Here is a 13651-nt window from a genome sequence, read left to right on the forward strand (position 1 = left end):
ATATAATATATTATAAATCTTTTATTTCCCTCAAAAAATATAATCTGTTTATAAGATGAAAAGAATACAAATCTGAGAAAAAACAAAAAGAAAATTTATTTTTTTTAACAAATTTGTTATCCAATTTGTTAGAATAGTCATTAATATAAACTTATTTTAACTTTTTGCATATTTGGAGTGACCATGGTTGTTGCTGTTAATAAACGTTCTGTAATGACATTATTTTGTGATACAACAGATATTTATGGCCATCAGATTCGTTTTGTGTTGGCAGAAAAAGGGGTAACAGCTGAAATCGAGTTTGTTACGGCAGATAATCTACCTCAAGAATTATTGGATCTAAATCCATATGGTTCAATTCCGACACTAATTGATCGTGACCTTACCTTATATGAACCACATATTGCATTAGAATATTTAGATGAACGTTTTCCTCATCCACCGCTAATGCCTGTTTACCCAATTGTAAGAGCGAATTCTCGATTAACCATGTATCGCATTAAGAAAGAATGGTATAGCGCTTACGAAACAATTTTAGCTAATCCGGACAGCGAAGCTGCCAAACAAGCGCGTAAAAATTTACTTGATGATCTAGTATCGATCTCCATAATGTTTAAAGAAAAAGATTACTTTATGAGTGATGATTTTACATTATGTGATTGTTATTTTGCTCCTCTGCTTTGGCGTTTACCTATGATTGGTATTGAGTTGCCAAAAGTTGCCGAGAAAAATTATCTTGCTTATATGGCTCGCATTTTTGAACGACCAGCTTTTATAAGCTCTTTAACTGAAGATGAAAAGAAAATTAGAGCGTAATAGTTTGTTTTTTTATCTAACGACAGATTAGCAATTAAATAAGGTACCGTTATGGAACTTGATAACATGACTCCTCGTCGTCCTTATATCTTTAGGGCTTTTTATGACTGGATCTTAGATAACGAATTAACTCCGTATATTGTGGTTGATACTTCTGTATATGGCGTATTAGTACCGCAAGAGTTTATAAAAGATAATCAAATAGTACTTAATATTGCACCGCAATCGGTCGGGCAGTATTTTGCTAATAATGAACAAATCGAATTTAATGCTAGGTTTTCTGGTGTACCTCAACATATTGTTGTACCAATGGCAGCTGTTGAAGCTATTTATGCACGTGAAAATGGTGTTGGTATGGGATTTGAGGATGAGCCATATTATAAAGCTCTTAGAGAAGGAGTGAACCAACCTGCAGAAAATATTAAACCAAAACCAGCTAATCCTTTCCGAGTTGTCAAATAATTATTTGAATAATCAAAAATTTCACTATCTTATTTATAATCTTAATATTATGGTCATAAATAGGATAGTCCTTTTTTGTCTGTAATATCTATAATAGTAATAGCCAATATAAATCAAAGTAGGGGCAAAAATAATTGTTATTTTAAATTTTATAATTGATAATGATTATTATTACCATAATGGAGTGTTTATTTTATGAAAACGTGTAATAACAATCCTACTTCTCGCCTTTGGCAACTTGCTTTTCGATATAAAGTACTAATAATTTTATCTTGTTTACTTTCAATCTTAAGTGTTGCTACTGCTTTTGTTCCTTTTATTTCAGTATATTACATTGTTTATGAAATAATTATCAGTTTAGCCAACAACACTACATTAAATAATGAGCTTATTATCAATTATGGTTGGTTAGCTTTTGTTTCTGCGGCATCTTCAATATTTTTAAATTTTGTTGCACTTTGTCTTTCGCATATTGCTGCATTTAAAACGCTTTATCATTTAAAGTACAATTTTATTAGATATTTATCATGTTTACCTCTCGGATTTTATACTAATCATTCAAGTGGCGAATTACGAAAAATTGTTGATGATGATATTGAAAAAATAGAGATTTTTATTGCACACCAGTTGCCTGATATGATTGGTTCATTTGCTACTCCAATTATTATTTTTATTATTTTAGCCATTTTCGATTGGCGTTTAGGTTTGGCAACATTAGTACCAATCATCTTAGCTTATATTGTTTTAAAAAGTGGTTATCGTCGTAAAGAAATTAAAAACAATATGCAAGAGTTTCAAACCCGATTAATTGATATGAGTAATGCTTCAGTTGAATATATTCGTGGTATAACAGTGGTTAAAGCTTTTAATCAAACTTTCTTTTCTTTTAAACGATTTTATGAATCTATCAAAGCTTATCAACAATATTGTCTTAAGTTTATAGATTGTTTTAAATATCATATGGCACTGTTTTTGCTCATATTAAATAATATCTATCTTTTTATTATTCCTGTAATGATTTTATTATTAGGTACAACAGAAAATTATGCCAATTTTATTTTGTCATCTATTTTCTATTTAATTTTCTCCCTAGCTTTGCCGGCACCTTTTTTCAAACTTTTATATGTATCACAAGGTTTTCAAAGGGCAGTTAAAAGTGTTGAAAATATGGATACTGTTCTCAATATAAAATCATTGACTGAACCGGAATCAGGCCTTGAGGTTAAAAAATATGATATTTGTTTTAATGATGTTACATTCTCTTATGATGAGAATAAGAGTAATGACTCTTTAGAGAGTAATGCCCTAAATCATATCTCTTTTACTGCCACGCAAGGAACAACAACAGCATTAGTAGGGCTTTCTGGTAGTGGCAAAAGTACCATTTCATTACTCATTCCGCGCTTTTTTGATCCTGGGGAAGGATCAATAACCATTGGTGATGTAGACATTAAGCAAATGAGTAGTGAATATTTATTATCATTAGTGAGTTTTGTGTTTCAAGATGTTTTTCTCTTTAAACAAACAATTTTAGATAATATTAAAATCGGCAAACCAGATGCCGATCTAAACGAAGTTATTGCCGCATCTAAAGCTGCTCAGTGTCATGATTTTATTGAGAAATTACCTGATGGCTATCAATCTGTAATAGGCTCTAAGGGGGTGCATCTTTCTGGCGGAGAAATGCAACGATTAGCAATTGCTCGAGCATTACTAAAAAACTCACCTATACTGATTCTTGATGAAGCTACATCTTTTGCTGATCCTGAAAATGAATACAAAATTCAACTTGCTTTAAAAGTATTAATGGAAGGTAAAACCGTTATTATGATTGCCCATCGCCTATCAACAATAAAAGATGCCGATCAAATTGTGGTATTAGATAAAGGAAGTATTGTTGAAAAAGGAACCCACCAGCAACTTATTGATAAACAAAATACCTATTACAAAATGTGGCAATATTACAAGCAAACATTAGATTGGCAAATGGATCAACCAAATTCTGCTAATAATTGTCATTCAGATCACTCTTGTCATAATGATGAGGTAGCACATGTTTAAAAAAATATTGATGTTGTCCGATATAGAAAGTAAAAATCTTAATCAAGCGATTATTGCTTGTACATTGTCCAATTTAACATTAATGCTGCCTTTCATAATTTTATTACAGGTAATTATGTTGTTAATTGAGCCTTTAACTAACCAAATACCAGTGAATGTTTATTATCTTTGGATAATGGCAGGCTTCGGTGTGTTATCTGCGATTTTGTTTTTAGTATGTTATAAAAAAGAATATAAAAAGACTTACGCTAATGCTTTTAGTCAAGCAGCCAATACTCGAATTGCGGTCGCTGAAAAACTTCGCAAATTACCTCTGAGCTTTTTTAATCGAAAAGATCTTTCTGAACTTACCGCAAACATTATGGGCGATTGTGCGGTTATTGAAAATATGCTTAGCCATGTTATACCGCAATTAATAGGATATTCTGTTAGTAGTCTAATAACTTGTTGTTTATTAGCATTCTATGATTGGCGGATGGCTGCAGCAATTTTTTGTACTTTGCCCATAGCTATTATTATTGTTGTTGCTGGTAAAAGACTCGAACAAAAATTGGGTGAAAAACATGTTCAAGCTAAATTAGCTGTTTCCGATGAGGTTCAAGAATATCTTGATGGTATAAAAATCATAAAAGGTTTTGGATTAAGTGGTAAAAAATTCAATCGTTTAGATAAAGCACTGAAAAATATGATGTGGGCATCGATTAAGTTTGAAGGAATAGGTGGAATTATTGTTACTTTGTCTACTATGACATTGCAAGTGGGTTTAGGTATTGTTGTTTTACTCGGGGTAACCTTAATGGTTTCTGGAAGTTTGGATCCAATTACTTTTATTGCTTTTGTGATTATTAGTTCGCGAATTTATAGTCCATTAATTTCAGTTTTAACATTATTACCTGAACTGTTCTATATGCTGGTTTCTATCGATAGAATGAAGAGTCTGCAAAATGAACCTATTATGGAAGGTAGAGATGATGTGACTTTTACTAACTATAATATCAATATTGATCAGATTAATTTTTCCTATAATCAGACAAGTGTTATTAATAATGTAAGTTGCGCTATACCTGAAGGAAAAATGACAGCACTAGTTGGGCCATCTGGTAGTGGTAAAAGTACCTTATTACAGTTGATTGCTCGTTTCTGGGATGTAAATTCAGGAAAAATCACTATAGATAATCAAGATATTAAGCAAATAGATCCGGAAACATTAATGCATTCAATGGCTTTTGTTTTTCAGAAGGTGGTATTGTTTGATGATACTATTATGAATAATATTCGAATTGGTAGGCATAATGCTACTGATGAAGAGGTAAAACATGTGGCTAAAATCGCTAGATGTGATGAGCTAGTAGCTCGATTACCAGATGGTTGGAATACATTAATTGGTGAAAACGGTAGTAAACTTTCTGGCGGTGAACGGCAACGTATCTCAATTGCGAGAGCATTATTAAAAAATGCACCTATTATTTTGCTTGATGAAGCTACCGCTTCTTTGGATCCTGAAAATGAAGTTTATATTCAAGAAGCCATTGCTAATCTAGTAAAAGATAGAACTGTCATTGTTATAGCTCATCGCTTAAAAACTATCGTTGGTGCTGATAATATTATTGTCTTAGATCAAGGTTCAATTGTAGAACAAGGCAATTATCAGCAATTAATGGATAAAAATGGCTTATTTACTAAGCTTTATAGCCTACAAAAACAGACATTGTCTATTAATTAATGATTGGCTATATTTCTGAAAATAATCAGTATATCATATAACAAAATAACTGATAAAAAACAGACAAATGAGTAACGAAATTGAATTAAAGTTTCAAATCAATCAAAGTGATATAGAGCAGTTACAAAATTACTTAAATCAATGGGTATGTTGTGATGAAGCCGAGTTTTCATCGCAACAACATTTGGTTAGTCAATTAAATTTGATTAATACTTATTACGATACTGAAGATCATTTTTTACGACTTAATGGTTGTGGTCTTCGAATTCGAACTACAGAAACTGAGCAAAGTAAGTGTTTTGAAATTACCTTAAAATCAAAAGGTAATTCTATAGGTGGGTTACATGAACGCATTGAAATTAATCAACCTTTACCTAATGATAAGCTCGATTTAAGTGTCCTACCGAAAGAGGCATTACCTAATGGATTAACGCAGTTAAGGCCTCTTTTTACCACCAATTTTAAACGGCAAACTTGGCTGATTTCATTTGCCAATAGCGAAATTGAAGTTGCTTTAGATTTGGGGCAAATTACCTCAAATGGTCAATCTATGCCAATACAAGAGGTAGAGTTAGAAATCAAACAAGGCAATAAACAAGATTTGCTCAACTTTGCGATTGAATTAAGTCGTTTTAACTTACATCTATTTTCTCAAAGTAAAGCTTCTCGGGGCTATCGTTTATTAGATAACTTAACCTTAACTCCTACTGTTCTTTCCTCACAAATTGAGCAAGATTTAGCCGATCTACTAAACTTTTGGCAACAAAATGAAGAATATGCTTTAGCAAATAATGATTTAATTTTTTATAAACAGCTACTTATTCAAATAAACGAGAAACTTATTAACAAAAATCTGCAAATTGAGCCTGATTTTAAACAGTGGCAAATGGCGATACCATTTATTGACTCGATTGAACAGTTTGCTTATTGCGAGGTGAATACCAAGTTCAAGTTGATGTTAATGTTTGAAATAAATAAAAAATAGGTATACGAATTAAAATGAAAACAACCCTCTTCAAATTACCACTATTATTAGTAATATTTTATTGGTTACTATATAGTATTTTTAGCGTTATTTATCTTATTGGATTTGATAACGATTTTATATTGTCAGATAGTACGACTCATCAGATTGGCTTGAAAATTGTTAAGCAAGTTTTAATCAATTTTTTACTTCAAATACCTAGTTCAGTAATTCTTTTTATTATTTCCACAATAACATTTAATCAGTATTCCATTACCATAATTAATCAGAAAAACATTATTAATACCTTTTTAATTGCCATATTTATGGTATTAAGCGATATGGTTTTTCGCTGGAGTTTCTACTCTTATAGTTATGATTGGATTGTGTCTAAACTAAGATTTTTAAATATTAATTATGACTATAATTTTTCTCAAGATATATTTCATCTAATTGAGTATCTCATTATCTATTTTTTTATAACACTTTGTACTTATCTTAGTATTAGGTTATTCAAAAAAAATTATATCTGTAACGAAATGATATTAACCCAAACAGAAAGTCAGAAGTTACATATGGGGTTATTCATCTGTTTTTATAACTGTTACTTTATAACCATGTCATATTTGTTGATTTTCAATGGTATGTATTATAGTTTAAGTAACCTGATTTCCTCTATAGTTTTATTGGCTATATTTTTATCAATAGTAAATATAATTGGTTATTTCTTGCTAAGAAAATGCTTTACAGCGGTAACAGAAATTTTGGTCATAAAAAAGGTAATTTTTAGTTCGCTTATTACCTTTATATTAAACTGCCTTTTATTAGTACTTATTCTATACATCTACAACTATATCTATAATCTCCTACCATACGATTTTATCTCTAGTACTTTTGGATGGTTCTACTTATGGGTGTTTTTAATTACTTTGTTGATTTCAAGTTGTCTATTGGTAAGAAAGATGACAAAACTGTTTTTTGATAAACATTAACCCGCTATTCGAATCAAAGAATATAACATTGTTATTGGCCGTTACGTTATAACCAATAACAATGATAAGGTAAACAAGCAATATAAGACCTAACGATAGTCAGCTGCTATAGTTTTATCGGTAAATAGATTGCGAAAAAATATCAATACTGTTTTTCGCGATTTGTTTAATAAAAAGATAGGTGAACTTAAAAAGTCATTTATAATATTTAAATAGGTGATTTTATCAATATATAAATATTTTAAGTGAGTGCTTATTATGTCCCAGCCAAGCTCGTTAGTTTCACCATTAATTGCTCAGCAAAAACAAAAGATTATATCTCAATTGTCACAATGTGATTCAAAAGAAGTACTTGATAACCTTAATATTTTGCTACAAAGTGATTTTCTGATTGATGCTTTTTATCGATTTCCCGAGTGGCTGACAGATATTATTACTCATTCCCCTCAAGCTGATGAAAGATGTTTCTATCAACAATGGTTAAATGAAAGACTAGCATCAGTATTTGATGAATTAGCTCTAATGAAAGTATTAAGATTATTTAGGCGCTATATTCTGGTAAGGCTTGAATGGTCACAATTAACCCAAACAAGTAATGATGAGCAAATTTTATTACAACTTACGCAGCTAGCTGAAGTGATTATTATCACCGCACGTGATTGGCTTTATGAGCTTAGTTGTAAAGAATGGGGAACTCCATGTAATTTACAAGGGCAAGCACAACCTTTACTTATTTTAGGCATGGGAAAATTAGGTGGTGGTGAACTGAATTTTTCATCAGATATTGATCTTATCTTTACCTACCCTGAACATGGACAAACTCAAGGTGGGAGACGAGAATTAGATAATGCTGTGTTTTTTACTCGTTTAGGGCAACGATTAATTAAAACACTAGACCAAATTACTGAAGATGGTTTTGTCTACCGCGTTGATATGCGTTTACGTCCGCTAGGTGATGGCGGTCCGTTGGTTTTAAGTTTTTCTGCTATGGAAGATTATTATCAAGAGCAGGGAAGAGACTGGGAACGTTATGCTATGGTAAAAGCAAAAATACTGGGTGATCAGCAAGAACCCTACACCAAAGAGCTTTACCAAATGTTAAAACCATTTGTTTACCGCCGTTATATTGATTTCAGTGTATTGCAGTCATTACGAAATATGAAAAGCATGATAGAGCGTGAAGTTCGGCGTCGAGGCTTGACTAACAATATTAAACTTGGTGCTGGTGGTATTCGTGAAATTGAATTTATTGTACAAGTTTTTCAACTTATACGTGGTGGGCGCGTCGTGGGCCTACAAACCCGCTCTTTATTAACCGCCTTACAAGTAATAGAACAAGAATCGTTACTTAGTGTGAATGAAGTAGATACTTTGCGAGAAAACTATTTGTTTTTACGTCGTTGTGAGAATTTACTTCAAGCTATACATGACGAGCAAACACAAGCATTGCCAGACGATGAGCTGGATCGAATTCGTATTGCCACTAGTATGAACTTTAATGATTGGTATGAATTTGAATCTGATCTTGCTAAAAGAATGCAATTTAATCGGCAAGTATTTAATCAACTTATCGGTGAAGATACATCTGAATCAGTATCTAATTCTAAGCAATACAATGAACAATTTGATGATCTTTGGGTGCCAGATTTGCAATTAAGTGATGTTACATCAGTACTGACTTCTTACTCACATGATAATGCTGAAAAACTATATCAAATGCTTTGTCAGTTTCGTGATGATATTGGTAAACGGACAATTGGAGTACGAGGTCGTGAAATACTTGACCAATTGATGCCACGATTATTGGAGTTGGTTTGTACTGATAAAAACACATTAGTACTATTATCACGAATCTTACATTTATTAGTTAATATTGTTAGCCGAACAACTTATTTAGAATTACTCCTTGAATATCCAACAGCATTGAAGCAGTTAATTCGTTTATGTAGTGCCTCGCCAATGATTAGTGAGCAACTAGCTCATTATCCAATTTTGTTAGATGAACTAATAGATATTAACTCACTTTATCAAACTGTTTCACCAAATGAATATAAGAGTGAACTGTATCAATACTTACTTCGTATTGAGGTTGATGATGAAGAACAACAACTTGAAGCACTAAGACAATTTAAGCAAATGCAATTATTGCATATAGCGGCTGCCGATGTTGAGCAGGTATTAAATACTATGAAGGTAAGCGATCATTTGACCTATGTTGCAGAATCATTAATTGATTTTGTTGTGCAAATGGCATGGAATCAAATGGTCGCACGTTATGGTAAACCTACACATTTAACTGACAATCATAAAGGATTGGTTATTATCGCTTATGGCAAATTAGGTGGTTGGGAATTGGGTTATGGTTCAGATTTAGATTTGGTATTTCTTCATGATTGCCCTGTAGATAGCATAACTAATGGTGATAAACAAATTGATAGTCGCCAATTTTATTTACGATTAGTACAAAGGATTATTCATCTCTTCAATGTTCGCACCAGCTTTGGAATTCTTTATGAAGTTGATGTTCGTTTACGTCCACAAGGTGATGCAGGTTTATTAGCTTGTAGTTTAAATGCCTTTTATGACTATCAAATGCATGAAGCTTGGACATGGGAACACCAAGCATTAGTACGAGCTAGAGCTGTATATGGTGAAATAGAACTGATTAAACGCTTCAACCAAATTAGGCATGATGTTTTATGTAAACCTCGTGACGAAAAGATATTAAAAACCGAAGTTAGAGAGATGCGCGAAAAGATGCGGACCCATCTAGGTACAACAGAGCAACATCGATTTAATTTGAAAATTGATGAAGGTGGTATTGGTGATATTGAATTCTTATCCCAATATCTGGTACTTAATTATGCTCATCAATATCCTAAAATGACAACATGGAGTGATAACGTACGGATTTTAGAATTAGCGGCAAATTATCAAATTATGGATAGCCAAGAAGCTGAACAATTAACTAAAGTATATATTGATATGCGTAATGAAATTCATCAATTATCATTACAACTTTTACCGAGTACAGTTGATGATTCATACTTCAAATTAGAAAAAAAGATTGTGAATCAAAGTTGGCTAAAATGGCTTAAATAGTATTTAGCCAATCACTAAAGTATTTTTATTATTAATTAATGAGTTAGATTTGATTGCTGAATGAATTTAATGGAGTTTATAACTTAATGGCGACAATCAAAGATATTGCAAAACTTGCCGGCGTATCTCATGGAACTGTTTCAAACGTGCTTAATGATCGAGGGAATGTTAGTGTAAAAAAAATCAAATTGGTTGAACAAGCCATACAACGGTTAGGTTATCAAATTAATTTATCTGCTAAAAATTTAAAAGAAGGTTCAACTAAATCTATTTCGGTCATACTACCCAATATTACATCTGAACAATATAGTAATTTATATGATGGTTTGTTTAATCAAGCTAATCGGCTTGGTTATGAGTTGTCACTTTATTTAACCTATGATTCAAAAGATCTTGAGTTACAATTAATTCAAAAGGTGGCTGTTAAACGAGATTATGCTGTTATAGCTGTTAGCTCATTATTTGACGCTTGTGAATATTATCAAAAAATTAAGTTGCCAAAAGAGAAAATAATTTTTGTTTATAGAAAACCTTCATCTGCATTACAATTTATTTCACTAGATTATGAGAAAGCAGGGCAAGACATTGCTAATGAGTTGATCGATAAATCGTATCATTTAATTGGATTATTTAGTAATTCAGAACATCATACTCATTCTCAATCCTTTAAAAAAGGTTTACAAAGCCAGTTTAAAAAACATAATTATTCAGTAGTATTGAATAATATTGCCTCCAAGCCATCTAACGGTACTTATAATTTAGCATTTAGTTTTTTTGCTGATGAGCAGATTAAGTATGATGCCATTATTACCATGGATATGGAGCGTGCTCATTTTGTCCGTAATGCGAATTATTTTGGTAGTCAACAAGACTGCCCACCAATTTATACTTTAACGAACAATAATTTTTATTATGAAGACAATATCTATCAATACCATATGAACTATGGCATATTAAGTGAACAAATTATGAAATTGGTAGAGGGAGAAACTGTAACCAATATTGATAATAAAGGCTTTTCATTATTACCTGATTCAAATTCGGCAAATAAAACTAAACATAATGAAATCATTAATTTTCTAATCTTACCAAGTCCATCAACACAAGCGGTTAAAAAATTACTCCCTCATTTCAAGAAAATGTATGGTATTAATGTTAATTTAATTATTAAGCCTTTCGACGAAATATATCATATTTTGAATCAACTTAATCAACATCAAGACATTGACATTATTCGAATAGATATGGCAGGATTACCTTGGTTTGCACCGTCAGTATTCAAACCTTTATCAAAATTAGCAATCGACTTCGATCATTTATTGGCAAAATATCCACTAGAACTCATCGAACGCTTTAGTTATGTAGATAATATTGCTTATGCGATTCCTTTTGACCCAAGTGTACAGATGCTTTTTTATCGTAAAGATTTATTTAATGACCCATTAAGTAAACGAGCTTATTTTGAAAGATATCGACAACAACTAAATGTTCCTAAAAATTTTACTGAATTTGATCAAATTGCACAATTTTTTAGTCGACAACACAATCCTGAATCACAAGTAGAATTTGGCAGTTGCATTACTTTAGGCAATTATGAACTCATTGCATCAGAGTTTTTAGTTCGTTATTATGCTCAAGGTGGTAAATTAATTAATGGCAATAAATTAGGCTTAAACAAGACTATTGCTCTTAATACTTTAAATCAGTTGCAATCATTTATAAAGGTAGCAAGAAATATACAATCACCTTGGTGGCAAGAATCAGTAAATTTATTTGAACAAGGCCAACTTGCAATGTTAATTGTTTATATGAATTTATTTAGTTATATCAATCATCGTAATATTTTACCTTTAGTTGGATATGCAAAAGTACCTGGTCGAAAATCTTTATTTGGTGGCGGATCACTTGGTATGTCGAAATATAGTCAAAAAGATAAACAAGTTAAAATCTTTTTTGATTGGCTTTATTCTAATGAAATCAGTGAACAAATAGCATTACTTGGTGGCGCTACGGCACAAAAATCTATTTTTCAAAATCATAGAATTATTAAGAGTTATCCATGGTTACCAGTGGTACAACAACAATACACTAATGGTATTCGGGAAAATAGTATGACTGGTAATGCGATTAATTTAAGATTGATTGAAAGCATTATTGGCAAATATTTAACACAGTGGATAACTAATCAATATAGTTCAATGCAAATCATAGAGTTGATTAATGTTGAGATAGAAAAAACTATGGCTAATAAATAATTATTAGCCATAGTTTACGTAACTTTTTATCGTTAACTGTGAATGGATTATTCTGATTCTACTTTTTTAGGTGTCATGATGACATCTTTGTCTCTAAAGAAGTACCAGAAACCTACCGCAACAATTGCTGCAACTACAGCTGGATAGATCCAAAACTCTTGCCATTGAGGTCCAGCATTAGGTAATGTTTTTTCAGTAACAACACGATTATTGATAAATCCACATACCGATGCCGCCATAAATACACCAAAGCCATTAGAAACAATAAAACGTAAGCCTTGAGCCTGAGCTTTGATTTCTGGGCCAGCTTTTTTATCAACATAAATATCGCCCGCGGTAAAGAAGAAATCCCAACAAATACCTTGTAACAATAAAGTGCCAATAATATAGAAGAACATATTACCGTCTGACGTTGCGGCTAACGATAGCATCATACTACGAATTATCCAACAAATTGCACCGAATAAGATGATCTTTTTAAATCCAAAGCGACCTAGTAGGAAAGATAAAAGGAACATAAATAGCACTTCTGTAGCAATAGCAATTTGCATCATTGATGCTGGTTCTAATCCTAATACAGGCAAATAAACGGGTAAATAAGCACTATATGCAGTTTTAGTTATCATTAAGATAAAGGTAGAAAGCATGAATATAGTGAAATATTTATCTTTAAAAAGAGATAAGGCATCTAAACACATAGCATCTCGAATTGAGAATTTTTTATTTCTACTGGTTGGTGGAGTATTTGGTAAAGTAAAACAATAAATGCCGTAAACCACAGAAGCACCAGAAGCAAGTAAAAATGAATTGATAGAACTTGAAAAACCAGTGTAACCAAGAATTAATCCTACTATCATAAAGCCGATAGTACCAAATACACGAATAATTGGGAACCAACGCACACCATCTATATGCCTAAAGCTTACGCTATTTGCTAAAGCCGTTGTTGGATAGAATAATAAACCAACAATAAATATCATTATTAAAAAGCCGACAATATTGCCACTTTCAACAAAGTTAGGAATGATAAATAAAACACCGGCATTAAGAATGTGTAATATCCCCATCACTTTTTGAGATGCGATGAATCTATCAGCAATCATACCAATAAAAAGTGGCGAAATGATGGTTGCAATTCCTAAAACTGAATAAGTAGAACCAACAATTTCTTTCAATCCATAAGCAGCAAGTACTGCACCGATAACCATATTCCATGCACCTTGCACAAAATATTGTAAAAACATCATTACCAGTAAACGTGGTATTTTAAACATAT

General features: G+C 31.8%; 8 protein-coding genes. 7 read left to right on the forward strand and 1 reads right to left on the reverse strand.

All coding sequences use genetic code 11. From position 1 onward, the window contains the following. Positions 1 to 183: 183 nt before the first annotated feature. The 7 genes from sspA (at position 184) to B6C99_RS10405 (ending at position 12375) form a co-directional block, all read left to right on the forward strand. Positions 184 to 816, forward strand: coding sequence for a stringent starvation protein SspA (gene sspA / locus B6C99_RS10375; protein WP_086359756.1), 633 nt, complete (start codon positions 184 to 186; stop codon positions 814 to 816). A gap of 51 nt (positions 817 to 867) precedes the next feature. Continuing rightward, positions 868 to 1278, forward strand: coding sequence for a ClpXP protease specificity-enhancing factor (locus B6C99_RS10380; protein ID WP_086359757.1), 411 nt, complete (start codon positions 868 to 870; stop codon positions 1276 to 1278). 195 nt (positions 1279 to 1473) lie between these two features. Continuing rightward, positions 1474 to 3339 carry an ABC transporter ATP-binding protein gene (locus tag B6C99_RS10385; protein ID WP_086359758.1) on the forward strand — a complete coding sequence of 622 codons (1866 nt, stop codon included), beginning with the start codon at positions 1474 to 1476 and terminating at the stop codon, positions 3337 to 3339. Beyond that, positions 3332 to 5062 carry an ABC transporter ATP-binding protein gene (locus tag B6C99_RS10390; RefSeq protein ID WP_086359759.1) on the forward strand — a complete coding sequence of 577 codons (1731 nt, stop codon included), beginning with the start codon at positions 3332 to 3334 and terminating at the stop codon, positions 5060 to 5062. The genes B6C99_RS10385 and B6C99_RS10390 overlap by 8 nt, the downstream gene beginning before the upstream one ends. Before the next feature lie 67 nt (positions 5063 to 5129). Continuing rightward, complete coding sequence (locus B6C99_RS10395) at positions 5130 to 6047, forward strand: inorganic triphosphatase (RefSeq protein WP_086359760.1); 918 nt, start codon at positions 5130 to 5132, stop codon at positions 6045 to 6047. 1229 nt (positions 6048 to 7276) lie between these two features. Further along, a complete protein-coding gene (gene glnE / locus B6C99_RS10400; RefSeq protein WP_086359761.1) occupies positions 7277 to 10120 on the forward strand; it encodes a bifunctional [glutamate--ammonia ligase]-adenylyl-L-tyrosine phosphorylase/[glutamate--ammonia-ligase] adenylyltransferase in 2844 nt (947 codons plus the stop codon). An 86-nt stretch (positions 10121 to 10206) separates the two neighbouring features. After that, entirely contained in the window at positions 10207 to 12375 is a 2169-nt protein-coding gene (locus B6C99_RS10405; protein ID WP_086359762.1) for an extracellular solute-binding protein, read from the forward strand. A gap of 47 nt (positions 12376 to 12422) precedes the next feature. Here the strand turns inward: B6C99_RS10405 and B6C99_RS10410 are convergent, their stop codons facing one another. Next, on the reverse strand, positions 12423 to 13649 hold the full coding sequence (locus B6C99_RS10410) for an MFS transporter (RefSeq protein WP_086359763.1): 1227 nt from the start codon (positions 13647 to 13649) through the stop codon (positions 12423 to 12425). Positions 13650 to 13651: the final 2 nt, after the last annotated feature.

It is taken from the genome of Gilliamella sp. N-G2, assembly GCF_002142215.1.
GTDB lineage: Bacteria > Pseudomonadota > Gammaproteobacteria > Enterobacterales > Orbaceae > Gilliamella.

What these genes read in the sequence shown, in the direction of transcription:
- sspA (WP_086359756.1), top strand. Translation starts at nt 184, where the DNA reads ATGGTTGTTGCTGTTAATAAACGTTCTGTAATGACATTATTTTGTGAT.
- B6C99_RS10380 (WP_086359757.1), top strand. Translation starts at nt 868, where the DNA reads ATGGAACTTGATAACATGACTCCTCGTCGTCCTTATATCTTTAGGGCT.
- B6C99_RS10385 (WP_086359758.1), top strand. Translation starts at nt 1,474, where the DNA reads ATGAAAACGTGTAATAACAATCCTACTTCTCGCCTTTGGCAACTTGCT.
- B6C99_RS10390 (WP_086359759.1), top strand. Translation starts at nt 3,332, where the DNA reads ATGTTTAAAAAAATATTGATGTTGTCCGATATAGAAAGTAAAAATCTT.
- B6C99_RS10395 (WP_086359760.1), top strand. Translation starts at nt 5,130, where the DNA reads ATGAGTAACGAAATTGAATTAAAGTTTCAAATCAATCAAAGTGATATA.
- glnE (WP_086359761.1), top strand. Translation starts at nt 7,277, where the DNA reads ATGTCCCAGCCAAGCTCGTTAGTTTCACCATTAATTGCTCAGCAAAAA.
- B6C99_RS10405 (WP_086359762.1), top strand. Translation starts at nt 10,207, where the DNA reads ATGGCGACAATCAAAGATATTGCAAAACTTGCCGGCGTATCTCATGGA.
- B6C99_RS10410 (WP_086359763.1), bottom strand. Translation starts at nt 13,649, where the DNA reads ATGTTTAAAATACCACGTTTACTGGTAATGATGTTTTTACAATATTTT.